The 20,019-nt window shown below is 64.1% G+C and carries 10 protein-coding genes; 3 read left to right on the top strand and 7 right to left on the bottom strand.

What is annotated here, in order from left to right; translation table 11 throughout:
• Nucleotides 1-241 precede the first annotated feature (241 nt).
• The 3 genes from BUS42_RS25255 to BUS42_RS25245 all read left to right on the top strand — a co-directional run bounded on the left by BUS42_RS25255 (nt 242) and on the right by BUS42_RS25245 (nt 5,560).
• Nucleotides 242-2,629 (top strand): beta-N-acetylhexosaminidase family protein, encoded by a 2,388-nt coding sequence (locus BUS42_RS25255; RefSeq protein ID WP_074311673.1) that lies wholly within the window; start codon nt 242-244, stop codon nt 2,627-2,629.
• Nucleotides 2,630-2,823: 194 nt separating this feature from the next.
• A complete protein-coding gene (locus BUS42_RS25250) occupies nt 2,824-4,215 on the top strand; it encodes a neutral/alkaline non-lysosomal ceramidase N-terminal domain-containing protein (RefSeq protein WP_216821084.1) in 1,392 nt (463 codons plus the stop codon).
• A gap of 316 nt (nt 4,216-4,531) precedes the next feature.
• Nucleotides 4,532-5,560: a transposase gene (locus BUS42_RS25245; RefSeq protein WP_074311671.1), complete on the top strand. Its 1,029-nt coding sequence runs from the start codon at nt 4,532-4,534 to the stop codon at nt 5,558-5,560.
• A gap of 394 nt (nt 5,561-5,954) precedes the next feature.
• Here BUS42_RS25245 and BUS42_RS25240 read toward each other — a convergent pair whose 3' ends face one another.
• The 7 genes from BUS42_RS25240 to BUS42_RS25210 form a co-directional block, all read right to left on the bottom strand.
• Nucleotides 5,955-6,668, bottom strand: coding sequence for a class I SAM-dependent methyltransferase (locus tag BUS42_RS25240; protein WP_074311669.1), 714 nt, complete (start codon nt 6,666-6,668; stop codon nt 5,955-5,957).
• Nucleotides 6,669-6,726: 58 nt separating this feature from the next.
• Nucleotides 6,727-7,176, bottom strand: a complete 450-nt coding sequence (locus BUS42_RS25235) for a hypothetical protein (RefSeq protein WP_143206500.1) — start codon at nt 7,174-7,176, stop codon at nt 6,727-6,729.
• An 81-nt stretch (nt 7,177-7,257) separates the two neighbouring features.
• Nucleotides 7,258-8,460 carry a hypothetical protein gene (locus BUS42_RS25230; protein WP_074311665.1) on the bottom strand — a complete coding sequence of 401 codons (1,203 nt, stop codon included), beginning with the start codon at nt 8,458-8,460 and terminating at the stop codon, nt 7,258-7,260.
• Between the two features lie 635 nt (nt 8,461-9,095).
• Entirely contained in the window at nt 9,096-12,824 is a 3,729-nt protein-coding gene (locus tag BUS42_RS25225; RefSeq protein WP_074311663.1) for a DUF4394 domain-containing protein, read from the bottom strand.
• Nucleotides 12,825-13,134: 310 nt separating this feature from the next.
• Nucleotides 13,135-14,733, bottom strand: a complete 1,599-nt coding sequence (locus BUS42_RS25220; protein ID WP_074311661.1) for a TolC family protein — start codon at nt 14,731-14,733, stop codon at nt 13,135-13,137.
• A gap of 372 nt (nt 14,734-15,105) precedes the next feature.
• The gene (locus BUS42_RS25215; RefSeq protein ID WP_083670623.1) at nt 15,106-16,494 is read right to left on the bottom strand and encodes an efflux RND transporter periplasmic adaptor subunit; all 1,389 of its coding nucleotides are present in this window, start codon (nt 16,492-16,494) and stop codon (nt 15,106-15,108) included.
• Nucleotides 16,491-19,718, bottom strand: a complete 3,228-nt coding sequence (locus BUS42_RS25210; protein WP_074311657.1) for an efflux RND transporter permease subunit — start codon at nt 19,716-19,718, stop codon at nt 16,491-16,493. The genes BUS42_RS25215 and BUS42_RS25210 overlap by 4 nt, the downstream gene beginning before the upstream one ends.
• Between the last annotated feature and the right edge of the window lie 301 nt (nt 19,719-20,019).

Here is a 20,019-nt window from a genome sequence, read left to right as displayed (position 1 = left end):
CGGGGAACCCGCTGCGCCGATCCGCGGACCGACTCGACGAAGGTCAAGATCCAGGCTGGTACGGACTGTTCCCAAAAAAACGTTAAGCCGTATTCTACCGCAAAAGGCAACCCCAGGTCTTGCCCCAATGGCCCCGACGTTCGAATCTGATTGCTATCGCTTGCGACTGGGGACCGGTATCTTTGGCGTTGGCAACACCTGCGAGCCGACGCGTCCTTCCTTCCGGAGTTGGGCCCCTACCATGAGTGCTGTTTACGCCACGTTGCTCTTGGCGACGCTATCCGCAATGCCGGACGCCGGCCCGCTCGACCTCTCCAAGGCCACCATCGTGACGCGCCGAGGCGCGGTGGCCGAGGCGGAGAAGACGGCCGTTACCGTGCTGGTCGAAGAAGCAGAGAACCGGACCGGTGTCCACTTGACCGTCCGGACGGACGGGCCGACCACGACCACGGAATCGGGAGCGGTCATCGTTGCCACCTCGAGGTTGGATGAGGTGGCCGAGGGCCGGGACGCCCCCGCTGAGATTCGCCAGAGCGTGGCGGGCCTGAAGCCGGAAGGCTTCGTCCTTGGCGTCAGTCAAGGAGTCGAGGCCGGCGCAAACGCCGGCCGACCGATCGTTTGGGTCGTGGGGGCCGACGCGCGTGGCGTGCTCTTCGGGGTGGGCAAGCTGCTGCGGACGATGAAGATGACCCAGGGCGCTTTGTCGCTCGACCCGAAAACCAAGGTCGTCACGTCGCCCGCCTACCCGATCCGCGGCCACCAGCTCGGCTACCGCAATCGCGCCAATTCGTGGGATGCCTGGGACGTGCGGCAGTTCGAACGCTACATTCGCGAACTGGCGATCTTCGGCTCCAATTGCGTCGAGAACATCCCGTTTCAGGACGAGACCTCGACTTCGCTCATGACGGTCCCGCGCAAGGTCATGAATGTCCAAATGAGCGAGATCTGCCAGCGCTATGACCAGGATTACTGGCTCTGGGTGCCGGCCGAGTTCGACCTGACCGACTCCGAGCAACGGGCGAAAGCGCTCGAGGAAAACGAGGCGCTCTATCAGGCCTGTCCCCGCCTCGACGCCGTGTTCGTTCCCGGTGGCGACCCCGGGGAAAACCACCCGGAGCTCGTGATCCCGTTCATGAAAGACCTTTCCGTGCGACTCGCCCGGTCACACCCGAAAGCCAAGGTTTGGCTGTCGCTCCAAGGCTTCAAGGGCGAGTGGGTCGACTACGTCTATCGCTACCTCGACAAGGAAAAGCCCGACTGGTTCGGCGGCATGGTTTGCGGGCCGAGCAGCCCTTCCATCGCGTCGACCCGCAAGCGGCTCGATCCGCGCTACCCGATCCGCCACTATCCCGACCTCACCCACAACGTCCGCGCCCAATACCCGATCCCCTGGTGGGACCCCGCCTTGGCCCACACCCTCGGACGGGAGTCGATCAACCCGCGGCCGCTCCAGTTCGCGGAAATTCACAATGCCATGGCGCCCCTCACGGTGGGATTCCTCTCGTACTCGGACGGCGTGCATGATGACGTGAATAAGATTATCTGGAGCACGCTCGCCTGGGACCCCGAAACGCCGGTGCGCGCGATCCTCATCGAGTACGCGCGGTTCTTCTTCGCGCCTGAGATTGCGGAATTGGCCGCGGACGGCATCCTCGCCCTGGAGCAGAATTGGATCGGCTCGCTCCGCGACAATGGTGGCGTCGAGGGCACGCGGACGCTCTGGGAGGGGCTTGAGAAGCGGTCGCCGCAGCTCGAGAAGAACTGGCGCTGGCAGATGTGCCTGGTTCGCGCCGTCTACGATTCTTATATCCGCCAGCGTTTGATTGACGAGTCGGCCCTGGAGGAGGAGGCGAACCTCGCCCTGGCGGACGCCCCCGCGCGGGGCGCGCACGCGGCGATGGACCGGGCGCTGACGATCCTCCAGCGGACGAAGACCGATCCCGTGGCGCCGCGGCTCCGCAAGCGGATCGACGAGTTGTGCGAGGCCTTGTTTCGCTCGATCGGTCTCCAGACGAGCGAGTCGAAACACCAGGCGAGCGGCGCGGAGCGCGGTTGCATCCTCGACTTCGCCGACCATCCGCTCAATAGCCGCTGGTGGCTGGAGGATGAGTTTGCCTCGATCCGCAATCTCCCCTCGGAACCGGAGAAGCTCGCGCGCCTGGAATTACTGCGGACCTGGGAACATCCTGGCCCTGGAAGTTTTTATGATGATGTCGGCAATGTTGCCAAGTCTCCTCATGTCGTGAAAGGCGACTTGACGACGCTCGGGTTGAGCCTGGGGCGACCGTCGATCCCGGAAGTCCTCTGGTGGGACGAGGGGGTCAGCCGCCAGCGGCCGGCCTGGATCGATGTGATGAACTGGCCGCTCGCGATGCGCTATCGCAACCTCGACCCCGAGGCCGACTACGTGATTCGTACGACCGGCCTGGGAACGTGCCTGCTTTCGATCGACGGCGAGCGGGTTGCGCCTTGTCTCGACAACAAGGGGATCGGCGAGTTCAAGGAGTTCGTCGTTCCGAAACGCCACCTTGCGGACGGCGAGCTCAGCCTGACGTTCGAGCGGCCGGTCGAGAACCTGAATTGGCGCTACCGGTCGCGGCTCTCGGAACTCTGGCTCCTGAAAAAGTAGTCCGCCTGAGGAATCCCGCTCGCCTCCCAAAGGCGAGCGGGGAGTGTCCGTTCCCTGTCTTCCGAGGTCTCGCAAGCGAGCGGACCCGAGCTCAGAGAACTCGCACTCCCCGCTTGCCGTCCACCCCCAAGGTCCCGCCCGTATTTCAACCCGTTGAATCGTCACTTGCTCAAGACTGTGAGCTACCTGTGCCATTGAGTCATCCCCGCCTCTGGCTTCCGCTTCTCGCGGCCACCCTGGCCGCGATGCCCGTGGGTTCGTCGGTCCAGGCCCAAGGGGCGGCTCCTCCCTCCTGGAAAGCCGGCGCTGCGAGTGCCAAGATCACGCCGGACACCGAGATGTGGATGGCGGGCTATGCGGCGCGGACCAAGCCCGCGGAAGGGGTGGAGCTCGACTTGTATGCGAAGGCGTTGGTTATTGAGGACCAGGCCGGTACGCCGTGGGCGCTCGTCACCTTGGACCTCATCGGTATCCCGCGCAACGTCCGGCTGTTCGTCGCCGAGCAAGTGGAGAAGCAGCATGGCATCGCGCCCGAACGCCTCGTGCTGAATGCGTCCCACACGCACAGCGGCCCGGAATTGCGGACCGAGCGCAGCTTCGCCACGGCCGATCCCGCCAAGTACTACGACGCGGCCGCCGCTTATACGAACAAGCTTCAGAGCACGCTCGTCCGCCTGATCGGCGAAGCCAAGGCCAAGCTAGAGCCCGCGAAACTCGACTATTGCCATGCCCGTTGCGGCTTTGCCATGAACCGGCGGAGGCCCAACGGCAAAGGGGGATATAACAACGCCCCCAATCCCGAAGGCCCGGTCGATCTCTCCGTCCCCGTGCTCCGCGTGGCAACGGCCAATAATGCCGGGGGCAAAGAACTCGCCTTCATTTTTGGATACAGTTGCCACTGCACCACCCTGGGACACCAGAGGTTCAGCGGTGACTATGCGGGCTACGCCCAGCAGTATCTCCAGGAGGCGCATCCTGGGGTCATTTCTATGTTCATGAACGGGTGCGGCGGCGATCAGAATCCGTATCCCAGGAACACGATGGAACTGGCCCAGGCCCACGGCCGTTCGCTCGCCACCGCCGTCGAAGCGGCCCTGACAACCTCGTTCAAGCCGCTGAGCGGCAAGATCCGCGCGGCCTATCGCGAGATTCCGCTCGCCTATGACACGCTCCCCACCCGTGAGCAGCTCGAGGCGCAAACCAAGTCGGGCACCAAGCTGGACGCGGACCACGCCACTCGGGTCCTGAGCCGTCTGAACGAAACCGGGTCGCTCCCGACCGACTACCCGTACCCCGTGCAGGTCACGCGCCTTGGCGATCAGCTCACCTGGGTCACCTTGGGCGGCGAGGTGGTGGTCGACTACGCGTTGCGGCTGAAACAGGAGATCAAGGATCCGATCGTCTGGGTCTCCGGCTACTCGAACGACGTCATGACCTACATCCCGAGCCTGCGCGTCTGGAAGGAAGGGGGCTATGAAGCGGGCGAAGCCATGAAGTGGGGAACCCACCCCACGCGATGGAGCGAACGCATCGAGGAGCAGATCATCGCCACCGTCCACGAGCTTCGGCGGTCGTTGAACCCATAGCCAAACGTCGCTGGTTGCGGCCCAGGAGAGGCTTCGGAAATATTGAGGATCGCCGATCCAAGCGGCTGGAGTGAGAAGTTCCTCATGGAAGTCATTAATCTATTGGCATGTTAGGACGGAATCGTTGGCCAGGCACCTAAAGAGGGTAGAGCAGGGAACCTGGAATATCCATTGGGAATCGTTGGCCAGGCACCTAAAGAGGGTAGAGCAGGGAACCTGGAATATCCATTGGATCATTTGGTGTTGATTTTCATTAACATGGTGGACAAAAGACGACTGGCCTCGTAGATTCCCCTGAAATGAGGAGGCCGCAATCATGTCCACGCCACGCTCGCAGCTCGTCGACGAAGCCGTCACGCCATGGTATCATTGCATCTCGCGGTGTGTCCGCCGGGCGCGGCTCTGCGGGGGCGACCATGCCCATCGCAAAGCCTGGATCGTCACGCGACTGCGCGAGTTGGTCGAGATCTTCGCGATCCACTGCGGTGGGTTTGCGGTAATGGACAATCACCTCCACTTGCTCTTGCGTCTTGACTCGGCGCGGGTCCGATCGTGGTCCGACCAGGAGGTCGCACGGCGGTGGTTGACCTTGTTCCCACTCCGTGACATCGAGGGGCAGGCGTTAGCCGTGGCCGAGGAACGCGTCCGTCGGTTTGCCGCCGATGCATCCTGGATCGACCAGGCTCGAGCTCGGCTGGGAGACCTGGGCTGGTTCATGAAATGCCTGAAAGAGCCGCTGGCCCGGCTCGCCAATCGTGAGGACGGTTGCACCGGTGCGTTCTGGGAGGGCCGGTTTCGCAGCGTCGCCGTCCACGACGATGAGGCGCTGTTGGCTGTTGCCGCCTACATCGATCTGAACCCGGTCGCCGCCGGCGCCGCCGAGACGCCCGAGGATTCGGAACACACCTCGCTCCGTGAGCGGCTTGACCATGCCCGAAGTCAGGACAGATCGGCGACGCTCCGCGACGATCTGTCGACCCGGACGGACGACCCGGCCCAGGAGGAGGGACTCTGGCTGGCTCCGGTGAACGACCGGCGCGAGTCCGAGCCGGGACGCGTGGGCCTGATGTCCGGCCTCACGCTGTCGTGCTATCTGCGACTCGTCGACGCCGCCAGTCGAGTTGCCCGCGACGGCAAGGCGAGCCTCGCGGCCGATGCTGCATCGATCTTCGCCCGGATCGGCCTGGACGGCTCGGGCTGGCTTGAGACCCTCGAAGTGCTTCACCGACCTCGCCCCGCCTCGCGTCTGGGCCGTCTCCGCGGCCGTCCCACGCCATCGCGCCGATTCCCCACGCTCTGGTTCGCACCCCCGCCGCGCCCGGCGATCCATACAGCCACGCGCTGACCCCGGTGATGCCCCCCCCTCGATCGTCCCGCCCGCCCCGGCGACCGTCTCTTGAGGACCACGCTTGAACGCCGGCGACTCTCGCCGCCCCTTCGTTTCCGATTCCAGAAGCCCGAGCCGCGCGTGTCGCTCCCACCGGCATCGAGTCGAACGAGGGGGAGGGTCTGTTCTCAGAACAGGGCCTTGGGCAACGACAAGCCTATCCTCATCGACCCTTACGCCAAACAAAACTCTTTCGCTGAAGTTCCTAGTCACTGTGGCCCCTCTAAACCTCCCCCGTTGAAGTGCCTGGCCTCTGCGGCTTGAGAAGCTCGGTTCAAGAAAGCTCGGTTTGAGAAATGATGGTCTTGCAGTCTTGTCTGTGGATCGATCAGGTTGACCTCGACCTCTTTTCTCAAGCAGGGCCCGACCGCGCACGCACGAGCAGGAAGGCCGCGCGTTTGAGCAACCGCTCGTAGGCTGCGGGGTTCGCGGTGCGCAAGGCGGCCGAGGGGCGGGGCTCGACGACTTGCTCGGTGAGAAAGTTGGCGGCGGCGAGGGCTTCAAAAATGGCGGAGAGCGGCCGCCGGTAGAACCGGACCTGGCCCACGTCATCCCACGTTTCCTCGACCGGCTCGGTCTCGAAGTAGGACGTTGTGATCCCGAGCCGCTCGGCCTCGGAGCTCGGGTGATGCGTCGAGAAGACGAGGTGCCCGCCGGGGCGGAGCACGCGATGGAACTCCCGGAACGTGGGCGCCCAGGTGCGCAGGTAGTGCAGCACCAGCGGCGCCACGATCAGGTCGAACTGGGAATCGGCCGCGAATACCAACGGATCCGCGAGGTCGGCCACATGAACGGCCGCCCGGTCTTTCACCCGCGCCTGGGTGTAGGCCGCGATGGTGGAACTCGCATCCATCGCGGTCACGCGAGCGCCGCGGGCGAGGAGTTGCTCGCTGTACCAACCCGACCCACAGCCGGCATCGAGCACGTCACGCCCTTGAACCGGAGGCAGCAGAGCGAGCATCGCCGGCCGCTCGTAGAGTGCGTTGTAGGGCGCGGTATCTACGATGGCCGCATAGGCGGCGCCAATCTCATCGTAAAGCGGTGTGTCCGTACGGGAAGACGTCATCCTGGGCACCTACTTCGGGAGCATCGATCTCGGAATCAGCGTTCTGACCGGATCGATTTCAACGGATGATCGGCTGATGCTCAACCCCAAAGAGTGACGCCCGAAGGAGCCGCGGCGAGTGGAGAGAGACTGCGACAATCCTCCGAGGAGGTTGAAGTCCCGCCACAAAGTGGCCGCCGGGCTGGGCGTTGCCCGACGGGAATCGTCCGGTGAACTCACCATCGAGCGCGTTGCCGGCGAGATCCTCGATTCCGCCCGAGCGTGCGGTGAACCTGAACCGACCGGCTCGAAGTCGTCGGCCGTTGTTGGTGATGGAAATTGAAACTTGAGCGTGCGTTGATGGGAATTGAGGTGTCGTCGTGATGCCTGTGATCGGGAAGAGTCGGTTGCGGCCGGTGAAGCTGTAGCTCGCTCGGTCGATGACACGCGCGGGATCGAGTCCGCTCCGGTCGTCCTGGAAGGAAATGTTGATCTGTCTGCGGAGTCGACGGAACTCGAGATTGGTCACGGTGGGGCCCACCGTGTCTACCATGAGGGGGGCGAGGGCGCTTGTCGCCTCGGCCAGGCCGTGATTCGTGACGGTGAAACCTCAGGCACTGAAGGTGGAAGCGGAGTGACCGCCCGTGTCGACGATCGTCGTCGCGACGGTGAATTGGCCCGCGGCCGAGTAGCGATGGCTCCCGAGCACGGAAAAGAGCCTTGGGGTGTTCGCATCCTGGAGGACGACTCCGGCGGCCGATGTTCCGTCGCCCCATTGGATCGTCACCCGATAGTCGGCTGCCTTGGCTCCTGGATCGCGCTCCTCGAATCGGGCCACGACCGCGTCAACGAACGGGTGGCCCGCGAAGGCGTTGAGCGGCGGAAGCGGGGTCGTCGGAACGATGGGATAGCCCCGATTATTCGCGACGTTGACCTGCTCGAAGTGATTCAGGTTAATGAACGCTTGAAGTTCAGGGGTCGGTATGAGTTCAAACTTGATTTGCGTCGCGGACACGGAGGTCTCGGTCCCCTGGGCGTCGGCATTCAGCGTGTCGACACCACCACCGCCGTCGAGACTTGTGGGGACGTCGTTGAAATCGAAGGACTGGACTAAAAATAAGGTGTCGTCAGCCATGCCGGCAAACACTTGAAGGTCCAAGCCGCTGTCGTAAGCATGGCTGAACGAAACGGTGCCGCCCAGGCCGGTGACTTGGTGCGGTGAGACCGTGATGGTTCGGGCGCTCGTGTCGACACGATCATCGAGGATCAGGTGATCGCTCCCCCCGCGGCCATGGATTGTGAACGCGGCGGCGAGCTTGCTGAGCGGTGCCGATGCACTGCCGAGAATGATTTGATCATCGCCTGAACTTGCGTTGATAATCACCGAGACAGCGCCATCCGTGGAACTCAACGTCTGATCGCCCAGGCGGGTCGAGTCAAAGTCGAACGCGCTGTGGTAGCCGGGCGCCCCCAGGTCAAACTGGTTATGGCGAAGCAGGCCCCCGGCCTGGTCGATCACGAGTGGGCCGCCCTGGACGCTTGCCGTCAACGTCGCGGTCGAACCGACCACGGTTGAGCTGGAGTCGGACCCCGATCCCGGTCCCGGTCCCGGTCCATTTGACGTCACGGGAGTGGACGAGTCGAGGGGGACGATGAGCGCCGAGACAGTAGGCACGCCGAACAGGGTCGTGAGGAGGGTTCGAGTCTCGCACAGTTCCAGGCTGTCGATCGGCCAAGGATGACGCACTGACTTCCGGGGCTGGCGAGCGTTTCGTGGGACGAACTTTCGCCCCGCGCACAACAGGGGGGACATGTTGTGAACCTCCCTTGGGATTTGGCTCGATTGCGGAATTTTTGTAGACCAATCATTTATGAGAGCCTGTCGCAAGGAAACCGGTCCGTCTGTCTGCCCCGGAGGCCGAAATTCGCGGGAGAAACTCGTTCCCACGCTCGGCATGGGAATGCCCTTCTGGCCGCTTGGCGGCCCCACCCGCCGGGGAAGACGACGCGGAGCGTCGCGGACGGCATTCCCACGCAGAGCGTGGGAATGAGATCCCGGTATCCTTGCTACAGTCTTATTTATGATGAGCTTAATTGGAAAGTCGTATCGTGTCTTTAAAATTCGGAAATTTCGTGATTGAAATGGCAGCGACTTGTACATCCGAACTGAATCAGTCACGTTGCACTTGGAGCATTCGCACCCGCCGGATTCGTGTGTCGAGAGACTCGGACTTCATTTGCGGGAAATCTTGGGGTCTGGATCGCAAGGGAGGTGACGGTCTTGTGCGCCGGGCGAGGATTCATGTTTGCGGGAGTCAGAATGGGATTGCCGCCCGCGCTGATCGCGGGTGGCAATCCCAGGTTGGAAACGAAGGCTTACGTCGTAGGGTATGCTGACTTCAGCGGCGTAAAATCCGCGTGGGGCGTCGAGCGTGAGGTTCCGCTCAGTTATCGTCCGACTTTTCGCCCCTGGGCCTTGAACGAGGCGGCGGTGTGCGGGCGATTTTCGAGGTGGGCCACCTGCTGGTTCGGGCCGGCCGGATGGGCGTTACCGGCGTTTTTCTTGAGGGCTGCCTGGCGGTGGCCAGCTTGAGTCGCTGCGCCGGTTCCGTCGGAGACGGCGACGATCCTTCGGATTGGTCGAAGGCCGGCCACGAAGTTGCCGCCGGGCTGGGCGTTGCCCGACGGGAATCGTCCGGTGAACTCGCCATTGAGCGCGTTGCCGGCCAGGTCGGTGATTCCGCTGGCGTTTGCGGTGAAGGTGTACCGTCCGGCGCGGAGTCGTCGGCCGTTATTGATCGCCAGATTCACGACTTGAGCATGGGTTGGGTTTCCCTGTGGCGTCGTCGTGGCTCGTGTGATCGGGAGCCGTTGGTTGCGGACCGCCACCGGGCCGATCCCGGCAAGGACGTAGTTGGCCTGGTTGGTGATCCCGGCTTGATTGAGCCCGCTCCGGTCGTCCTGGAACGTGATGTTGATCTGTCCGTTGATCCGGCGGAACTCGAGATTCGTCACGGTGGGGGCCACCGTGTCGATCGTGAGACTGGCCAATGAACTGGTCGCATGTGACCGGCCATTGGCGGAGACCGCTTCGACCACGAGGCTCTGATAGAGCCCGTCCGCGAGCGGATTGAGGACGGTCGCCTGCCAGTTACCATGGGCGTCGGCGACGGCCGAGGCGATCGGTTGGCGGGTGGCCGGATCGGTGCCGTTGAAGATCTGGATCAGGGCCCCGGGTGACGAAGTCCCGGTGAACGTGGGCGTGTTGTCGTTGGTGATGCCGTCCTGATTGGAAGCGCCGGTGTCGCTGGCGGAGTCGAGTCGACCGGCCACCGCGATCGGCGGGTCGAGCACCAGGATCTGGGTTGTCGTGCTGACGGGATCTTCCGGCAGGTAGGTCGTCGTGACCGTGACGGGAGGCCAGGCGACACTCGTGCTGGCGGCGTCGAAGACCGGCCGAGGCATGTCGTCATAAAAGATCCCACGCGGCTGTCCGCTGATTGTGGAGCTTCCGCCGGTGTCGACGATTGTCGAGGTGACGGTGAATCGGCCTGAGGCCGAATAGCGATGGCTCCCGTAGACGGAGAAATGGGTGGGGTCGGTCGTGTCTTGGACAACGAGTCCGGGGGAGGACGTTCCATCGCCCCACTGGATCGTCACCTGGTAGTCGGCGGCCTTGGCCCCGAGAATGAAATCCTTGAATTGAGCGACGATCTGGTTCGTGAACTCGGTTCCCGCCAGGGCGGATACCGCAACCTGGGGAGGGGACAGCGAGTAGATGCCACGGCCCCGCGCGTTCACCACGTTAACCTGCTCGATGTTCGCGTAGTCCAAGAGCACGCTGTAGGTCTGGAAGGGAAGGAAGGTGAGGCCGGTCAGCCTTGTCTGCACCGATGCCCCCTGGGCGTCGGCGGCCAGCGTATCGAAACCGCCTCCCCCGTCGAGGACCGTTCGGAATGCGGAGAGACCGTAGGACTCGGCGATCTGAAACAGATCGTTACCCAATCCTCCGTTGATGTGCAGAGTCGTTGGAGTATAGCCTTTTTTGATGAACCTCAAGGGGGCGCCAAGTCCCGTGATCAGCGACGTGGTCCCGGATCCCGAGGCGAGCACGGGGCCGATGCCGATGTTTCGACCGAAATTGTCGGCCCGGTCGTCGAGTGTCAGTTGATTGCTGACTCCGTCTTCAAGGTTGATCGTGAACGACGTGGCCAGGCTGCTGAGCGGGGTGGAGAGACTCCCGAGATTGATTTTGTCATTGCCGCCACCCCCGTTGATGATCACCGAGACGGAGCGGTCGGTGGAGCTCAGAGTCTGATCGCCGGGGAGGCTCGTGTCGAAGTCGAACGGGCTGTTGTATCCAGCCACGCCGAGGTCATACTGGTTGTGCCGGAGCAGGCCACCCGTCTGGTCGATCACCAGGGTGTCGTTGGAATCGCTGCTGGTGAGGGTTGCAACCGGACCTTCGACCGACATCACGATCGTCGAGCTGAAGCCTTCAGGGGCGATCGCCAACGCGCTGACCGGCACGCCGACCGGCGCGATCAAGGTCGCGGCCCCCGTGGTCAAATTGATCCGGTAGAGGCTGGTGGTGCCTCCGACGGCAAGCGTCGCATAACCGAAGTTCTGGCCGCTGATCGAGCGGATATCGAACCCGACGACCGCCGAAACATCAATGCCGAGCGGCCCGACGGTCGCCAGCCCGCCGCCATTCGCCGAGTTCTGGATTGCAAGAACGTCGTGCGTAGAATCAATGACGTATAGGGTTGTGGACGCGTTGGCACCGATGCTGTTGACGTACGCTGCGCCGCCGACGCCGGGAATCTGTCCGAAATTCGGGTCACCCGGCCCGTAAGCGAGTGGTCCGTCCACCGCGGTTGCAGACCCGAAAAACGGGCTGATCACGAGATTCTGGCCCGTGTTGCTGAGGACCCGGATGCTGCCGCCGGTCGGATCGAAGTTGAACGCGAACGCGGTTCCATCCAGGGCTGGCGAGAATGGCATGCCATTGGGGATGGTTGAGGCGCCCAGGCTCAGGGGAAAAACCACGAAGCGATCTTGGACCGCGGTGGCAACCCCGGTTCCCGGGTCAATCGTGTAGAGTCGGCTCTTGCTTCCCAGGCCGAAGAGCACGCCGGTCGTCGGCTGGACATCCAGCCCGAGGATCGTCTCTCCCGGTTGAAGCCCCAGGATCGGCTTGCTGCTCAAGAACGTTCCGGGCGTTTGCGTGTTGAACCGGATCAGATTGTTGTTGGTGGCGTCGATACCGAACGCGTTGGGCGAATTCACCATGGCCTGATTGGCGGGCTCGATGGCGAATCCGATGAGCTCGCCCACCATTACATCGCTGTACGGGCCGATGAGAGTGGCCGCGCCCGTTGTCAGGTTCACCGTGTACAACCCGGTGGTTCCGCCGACCTGCAACGCGGCGATCGCCTGGTTGGTGGGACTCGCCTTCTCTCCCGTGGTCAGAACGTCGAAGCCGACCACTGACGTCGCGTCCACGCCGAGCCCGCCCACGGTCGCCAGCGTGCCGTCGTTCGGCGGACTCTGGATCGCGACGATGTCGAGGTTCAAATCGATCTGGTAGAGCGTCGTCACGGTGGTGCCCGTGAAGTTATTGGTATAAGCCGATCCGACCACATTCGGGTCCTGGCCGGCCGACGGGTCACCTGCGTTGTAAGCGAGTGTGCCATCGGTGGTTGCATTACCCGTGGCGACGTCGATCCGCAGGTTGAGATCGGAGTCGCTGACCACCCGGAGGCGGTCGGAGACCGGATTAAAGTCGAGGCCGAAGTGGGTTCCCGTCACGGGTACATTAATCGTCGATTCGAGCCCGGCGATCGCCGAGGTCGTATTAATGGTGTAGAGCCGACCCGTCTGGTTCGCATCCGTGGTGAGCGCGTAGAGCTGACGGGTCGCCGGCCGGAAATCGATCCCCTGGATCGTTTCGCCGGCACCGATGTTGGTGATTTGCTTTGCGCTGACGACGGAGGCCGTGGCCGGGTCGAACTGGATGAGCACTGAGGCTGTGGTCACGCCGAACGCGGTTGTCAAGAGGGTTCGATTCTCGCACTGTTCAAGGATCCCGATCGTCCGTTGGCGGCGAACCGGTTTTTGGGACCGGTTCGCGTGACGCGAGCCGAATTTCCTGACAGCGATCGACATAGGTGCCATGCTTGTGAAGCTCCTCACCGGGAATCATTCCGCGACTTTATGGATGACTGCATCATTTGTCATCCTGTGAGTTCCTTCGTAGATCGCACCGAATTGGCGTCTGTAAAATTTTGCGAATGAGCCTTTGAAGTGTCAAATTTGCAACTTGATTGACACCTGAGCACAAATCAGGGAATGTCGTTCGTGGTCATTTGCCGACGAAACTCTCCGATTGGGATGACTCATTCCTTGAGGAACAGGCTGTGCATCAGATGCCGGCTTGCGGTGAACCCCCGCAACCGGGCGCTGGGTCGTGGCCCAGGACCATTTCTTAGCCCGGTTCGTGACGTGAAGCCGTTGGGGAGCGAGGGACAGAGGCGGGCGGGACCGAGTCAAAGCTCGGCGGGCGGCCCAGGGCTCGGTAGAGCCGGAACTGGGCCCGGTTCTGGGCGAGGATGGCGTCGAGGTAGTCGGCCCGGGCCTGGGCAAGGGCCTGGACAGGCTGAAGCACTTCAATTGGCCGGGAGGCGCCTGGGAGACCGGCCCCGCGGCGGATATTGGTAAGGTTCAGCGCCAGCGACTCCTGGGCCTCGGGGAGCGCTCGACCGGCTTCTTCCATCTGCCGGGAGGAGGCGATCCGCTCCTTCTCGGCCCGGACAACCTCGGCGGCGATCCGGTCCTGGAGTTTCAGGAGCTCGAGGTTCGCCGTCCGTTGCTGCGCGGCCCTTTGCTTGGCGATGGCCCGGTCGGCAAAGCCCAGGTTCTGGAGTTCCCAATAGAGGTTCACGTCGGCATCACTACGGCTGTTGAAGTCGCCGAAGAAACTGTTGGCTCCGCCGCCGAACCCGCCGCCGGAATAGCGGAAGGCGAGGCTCGGGATGAACGGCCTGAGCTTCGCCTGCTTGAGCCGGATCAAGGTCGCCTGGACGAGGGCCTGAACCTCGGCCAGCTCGGGGCGGCTGCGGAGTGCGGTGGTGATCAAGTCATCAATCGAACAGCTTTCGGGCACGAGGCGGAGAATCGTTTCCGGCGGTTCGACGGGGGCGACGACGAGCCTGGGATCGAGCCGGGTGCGGCGGATGAGCTCGGTCGACGCCAGCTCGATTTCGCCCACGGCGACTTCGACGTTCTTGCGCTGACGGTTCCGCTCGGCGAGGCTCCGGCGATAGTCGGCGTCGAGCCCGGCCCCGGTTCGCGCGTACGACGCGGTGAGGTTCGACAGGGTCTCGGCGTTGGTTGCGGCCTCGCGTGCGATCGCGAGCCGGCCGGCCGCGAGTTGTGCGTCCATGTAGGCTTCGGCGACGCCGAGCAGGGCGTCGTTGGTGGCCGCCTGAATCCCCGCGCGGCGGGCGCCGACGACTTGCTTGGCGGCGAGCGGTTCGAACAGGGCGTCCGAGAACCGGAGGATCGAGGTCAGGCCGGAAACCTGCGCGGGGCCGCCGGCGGGGACCGGGCCGCTGACACTCGAACCGGCCGCGGCGGTCGCGCCGAGGAAGAGCGAGCTCTTGCTGATGGTGCGGACCTGCCCCTCGACGACCTGGGCCTGACCGTCGTGCCGAATCCAGTTCGGGCCGATGTAGAGACTCGGGAGCCACTGGACTTGCGCCTGCTGTAACTCGGCGATGGCGAGCGCGACCCGTTCGCGGGCGATGGCGATGTCGAGGTCATTGGCCCCCGCGAGCCGGAGCGCACTCGGGAGGTCGATCGGCTGGATCACCTGCCCGGGCACGAGCGGAGACCCGAGCGCGGACCCGGGGGGCATCGCGATCGCCGTGTGCTCGGGCCGACGCGCGTCGGGTAGCGCCTGGGGAAGGGAATCGGCAGCCGGCCGGCTCGGGGCGTCGGCCCTTGCCTCGGCTGCTCCGAGCATGAGCAACACAACCGCCGATCCGATGAGCCTGATTTTCCTGGTCGAGATCGTGCGGTTCATCGGGCCCTCCTTGGCCGTGCGATACCGATGCTTACTCCTCTATTCGTGTTTGCGGGTTGTTCCGCATCAGCGGATTGCGTCGAGGAGGAGAGAGGCGGGTCTGAATTTGCGGGTTAGGCACGGTTTAAGAAGCAACGACCCGCCAGAGAGCGAGGAATCCCCCTCGTTCCCACGGTCCTCCGTGGGAATGCCGTCCCCGACGCTCCGCGTCGTCTGGCCCGCGAAAGCCGAGGACGCTCAGCGTCCCAGACTTCATTCCCACGGGGGACCGTGGGAACGAGTCGCGAGAGGCTTCCTAGCCCTGGATCGGGCCGTTGTTAAGAAATGGGCTCGAGCTCGTCTTGAACGACCTTCTTGAACCGAGCTTCGTGATCAGGTCTTCGGTTTCGCGGTGTCGGCTTGCGGCTCGTTCGCCTCGACGGCTTGTCCGTCGGTCAGCGAGCCGGCGTTGGCCTCGACGACTCGCTCGCCTTCGCGGAGGCCCGAGACGACTTCCGTTCGCTTCCCTTCGGTGAGCCCGAGCTTGATCTCGGTCCGCTTCGCCCTCCCGTCCGCGACCGTGACGCAGAAGGTTTTGCCGCCGTCCTTGACGATCGCGGTCGCCGGCAGGGTCAGGGCGTTCTCGTGCTCCTCCGCGACCACCGTCACATAGGCGTAGAGTCCGGGTCGAAGCGCATCGTCAGAGGCCGGAAGGTCGATCTCGGTGAGCAGGGTGCGCGTCGCCGGCTCGAGGGCCCAGGCGGTTCGCGTGACCTTGCCGTCGAACGTCCGGTCGTTGAGTGCGAGGAGGCGAACGTGAGCGGGGTCCCCGACATTCACGAACGGGGCGTCGGTCTCGGGAACCCCGACGGAGACGGTGACGACGCCGGATCGGGCCACGACGAACAGTGGCTCGCCCGTGGTTCCCGGCGTGGTCAACTGGCCGGTATCGGCATTCTGGCGGGTGACAATGCCGTCGTAGGGGGCTTCGATCTTTTGATAACTCGCCATGGCCGCGGCACGCTCAGCCTCAAAGCGAGCGACCTCGACGTGCGCGGCGGCCGCCAGGACATCCGAGCGGGTCTTGTCGAGCTCGGCCTTCGCCTCGGCGACGAGGGCCTCATTGGATTTGACCTGGGCCTGGACCTCGTCGCGGCTCGCCTCGGCGGCGCCAACCTTGCTCCGGGTCTCGTCCACGAGGCTCCCCGTAAGCGCCCGCTCGTGGGCGAGCTGCTGCACGCGCGTAAACTCCGCCTGCCAGCGGGCCACGTCGGCCTCGGCTCTTCGGATCCCTGCCTTGGTCTCGCTGACCTTCGCCTCGGCGCTGAGGACCCGCGCCAGCGCGACGCTGACGGTGGCCTCGGCCTGCCTCTTTTCGGCCTGGGCCTGATCAATCAGTGCGCGTTTCTGCTTGAGGTCTGCCTCGACTTCGGGCACCCGGAGCTCGGCCATCACCTGCCCCTTCTTGACCCGGTCCCCGATGTCCGCCGAGACGGTCTCCAGATAACCGGCGAGCTTCGCGTACATGGCCGTGACTTCGGCCGCCTCGATCTGGCCCGGTTGCTCGCTGATCCGCCGGATGGTCATCCGCTCGGGAGTGACCGTCGTGACTCGGGCGATGGGTGGAGCAGCGGCCGACACCGCGTGCGCGGGTGCCTTGGCGGTCGACTCGCCGCAACCTGCAAGGAATAACGCGAGCAAGCTGAGCGTCGCGAGGCTAGATCGCGACGGCTTGGTCAATGTGCGAATATGTTTTGAAATTAGTGAAGATTTTTTGCTCATGAGTGAAACTCGGCCTCGTGAGATTCGCGGGCGTTCCCATTGGCCGCGGCCGTGAGAGTGCGTTCCTCCGGCTCGTCAAAATAAGGGCTTTCCGGGTCGTCCGGATCCAACGACGCGGAGTTGCGGCCGGTCCAGGCTTGCACGAGCGCGAAGACAGCCGGGAGAAAGAGGAGGGTGGCGATGGTTGCGGCGACGAGGCCGCCGATCACGGCTCGGCCCAAGGGGGCGGTCTGCTCGCCCCCTTCGCCCCAGCCGAGGGCCATGGGCAACATTCCGGCGGTCATCGCACAGCTTGTCATGAGGATCGGCCGCAGCCGCCCTTGGGCGCCGAGGACGGCCGCGTCGGTCGCCTTTGTGGCGTCCTCACGGCGGTGCCGCTCGGCGAACGTGACGAGGAGGATCGCGTTCGCGACCGCCACGCCCATGGCCATGATCGCGCCCATGAACGACTCGATGTTGATGGTGGTCCCCGTGAGCCACAACGCGACGACGACGCCGGCGACCACGGCGGGGGCCGTCGAGACGGTGACCAGGGCGAGCCGGACCGACTGGAAGTTCGCGGTCAGCAGCAGCAGGATCACCACGATGGACATGGCGAGTCCGACCGAGAGTCCGGTGAGCATCTCACGCATCGGAACCACCTGGCCGCGGATCTCGACGTTCACCCCCTTGGGCGGAGTCCCCGCCCGTTCGATGGCTTCGGCAACGCGTCGCGCGGCCCTGCCGAGGTCTTCGCCGACGATGTTCGCGGTAAGGCTGATCGATCGTTTCATGTTGTAGCGATCATATTCGCCCGGCATCGACCCGCGTTGGACCTTGGCCACGTCGCGGAGCAGGAGCGAGGGCCCGCCCGGGCGCGGGATCGGGATGGTCTCCACTTGCTTCATGGAGTCCATGATGGCGATCGGGATTTCCACCTGCACCTGATAGCCGATGCCGGTCTTCGGGTCGGGCCAGTAGTTGGGCACGAGGAAGCGGCTCGACGAGGTGGCGGTGACGAGCGAGCGCGAGATCTCCTCGGCCGTGACCCCGCTCAGCCCGGCACGCTCACGGTCGATCTCCACACTCACGGTCGGGTAGTCGAGGGCCTGGACATACTGGAGGTCGCGGAGCGAGGGGACCTTGGCGAGCTCGTCTCGGACCTTCGCCGCAAACGCCCGGTCATCCGCATAGTTAGGGCCGTTGATCGCAACCTCGATGGGGGTCGGTGAGCCGAAGCTCATGACGTCGCTCACGATGTCGGCCGGCTCGAACGAGAACTGCACGGTCGGCATCTCGCGTGTCAACCGATCGCGGAGCCGCCGCTTGAGGGCCTCGACGTCAACGCCGGCCTCGTGGTGCAGGGCGACCCTCAACAGGGCCTCCTCGGGCCCGGCGGTCCACTGGTAGATGGCGTTGATCGGGTAGCTCGACGGGATGAGGCCGACGTAGCCGACGGAGATCGCCACCCCCTTGTCGCCGACGTCGGTTCGCACCGCTTCCAGCGCCGCTTTGGCGATCGTCTCGGTCTTCTCGATCCGCGTCCCGGCAGGCGCCTTGATTCGGAGTTGGAACCGGCCGGCGTCGACTCTCGGGAAAATCTCCAGGCCGAGTTGCCGGCCGACCCCGTAGGTGATTAGCCCGGCCGCCGCGAGATAGCCCGGAACCACAAGCCAACGAATTCGCACGAGTGGCCTGAGGGCTCGGCCGTAGCCATCGCGGAACCGGTCGAAGAACGAACGCCTTGAGGCTTGTCCCTCGGGCCGCCGTTGGTGCTTGAGCAGCCAGACCGAGAGCACGGGAACGAAGGTGCTCGAGAGCAAGTACGACGCGACCATCGCGAAGCCGACGGCCAGCGAGAGCGGGACGAACAGGGCCTGGGCCGCGCCTTGCATGAAGAACGACGGAATGAAGACGGCGAGGATGCAGAGCATCGCGAGCAGCCGCGGGACGGCCGTGTCGAGGTTGCCCTGACGGACCGCCCGCGCGATGTTCTCGGTCTGCTCCATCTTGGCGTGGATATTCTCGATCTCGACGGTTGCCTCGTCGACCAGGATCCCGATCGCCAGGGCGAGCCCGCCGAGCGTCATCAAGTTCACGGTCTGGCCGGTCAGCCAGAGCGCGACAATCGCTCCGCAGAGTGCAAACGGGATATTCAGGACGACGACGATGACGCTCCGCCAGTCGCGCAGGAAGACGAGCACCATGAGGCCCGTCAAAATCGCCCCGAGCCCCCCCTCGGTGGCCAGGCTCGTCATCGCGTTCGTGACGGTCGGCGACTGGTCGAACTCGAAGCTGACCTTGATGTCGTCGGGGAGGACCGCCTGCATCGCCGGGATCGCGGCCTTGACGTTGTTCACAACCGAAATTGTTGAGGCATCAGCGCGTTTCGTTACGAGAATATAAACAGCGCGGCGGCCGTTGACGAGTGCATAGCCGGTCGGGATATCGGACGAGTCCTGCACGGTCGCCACGTCGCGGAGGTAGACGGTCGGGGACACGCCGGGGCGGATCGGGATCGTTTTGAGGTCATCCACCTGCTTGACGAGCGAGTTGACCGGGACGATGGGCATTTCGTCGCCGATCCGGAGGTTCCCCGACGGGCTGATCGCGTTCCCGGCCGTGAGTGCCTTGATCACCTCGTCGGGCGACATCTTGTACGAGCGGAGCCGGTCGGGGTCGACCCGGACGACGACGGTCCGCTGGCTGCCGCCGAACGGTGGCGGGGCCGAGACGCCGGGAAGACTGGCGAACATCGGCCGGACCTTGAACAAGGCCTGGTCCTGAATTTCGCCGATACTCTTCGTCGCGCTGGAGAGCACGAGGTAGCCGACGGGCACGCTCCCCGCGTCGAACCGGGTGATGAACGGGGAGACGGTGCCGGGGGGCATGAACGCCCGCGACCGCGTCACGTAGCCGATTGTCTCGGCCATCGCCTGGGCCATGTTTGTGCCCGGGTGGAAATAGAGTTTCATCAGGGCCATGCCCTGGATGTTCTTCGACTCGACGTGGTGGATGCCGCCGATATAGAGAAAATGATATTCGTAATAGTTGGTGAGGAGCCCCTCCATCTGGGCGGGGTCCATACCGCCATAGGGCTGGCAGACGTAGACCACGGGCAGATTCAGGTTCGGGAAGATGTCGATGGGCATCCGCATGACGGCGAGCCCGCTCCCCAAGGCGACGGCGACGACCGCCACCATCACGGTCAAGGGCCGCCTCATGGCGAAGACGATCGGGTTCATGAACTCGCAATTCCTTCGAGGCGGACCGCCGTTTGTGAGCCCGGTCAGTCAGGTCTGGAGAGGAGAGGGGCCGGTCGCTCCGGTATTCGGGGGCGAGCTTGACGCAGGCCGCCTCAAGCATTCTTGAATTGGGTGAGGACTCGGGGGCGGAGAACCAGCTTGTCAAGGTGCCGCATGCTTACGAGTCGCACTCTCGTGAGGGTCGCCTGGCCAAGCGTCTCGAACGCCCCCTTATCCTTCGGCTTTTATGGAATCTTTGTCTTGGTTTTTGCGTTTTCGCGGCCCAATCGGGGCCGGCAAA

This window comes from Singulisphaera sp. GP187, assembly GCF_900129635.1.
GTDB lineage: Bacteria > Planctomycetota > Planctomycetia > Isosphaerales > Isosphaeraceae > Singulisphaera.
This window is presented reverse-complemented; position numbering and strand designations above follow the sequence as displayed.

Coding starts and splice junctions, on each gene's coding strand:
- BUS42_RS25210 (WP_074311657.1), bottom strand. CDS start 19,718: ATGAACCCGATCGTCTTCGCCATGAGGCGGCCCTTGACCGTGATGGTG.
- BUS42_RS25240 (WP_074311669.1), bottom strand. CDS start 6,668: ATGACGTCTTCCCGTACGGACACACCGCTTTACGATGAGATTGGCGCC.
- BUS42_RS25215 (WP_083670623.1), bottom strand. CDS start 16,494: ATGAGCAAAAAATCTTCACTAATTTCAAAACATATTCGCACATTGACC.
- BUS42_RS25245 (WP_074311671.1), top strand. CDS start 4,532: ATGTCCACGCCACGCTCGCAGCTCGTCGACGAAGCCGTCACGCCATGG.
- BUS42_RS25230 (WP_074311665.1), bottom strand. CDS start 8,460: ATGTCCCCCCTGTTGTGCGCGGGGCGAAAGTTCGTCCCACGAAACGCT.
- BUS42_RS25225 (WP_074311663.1), bottom strand. CDS start 12,824: ATGGCACCTATGTCGATCGCTGTCAGGAAATTCGGCTCGCGTCACGCG.
- BUS42_RS25220 (WP_074311661.1), bottom strand. CDS start 14,733: ATGAACCGCACGATCTCGACCAGGAAAATCAGGCTCATCGGATCGGCG.
- BUS42_RS25255 (WP_074311673.1), top strand. CDS start 242: ATGAGTGCTGTTTACGCCACGTTGCTCTTGGCGACGCTATCCGCAATG.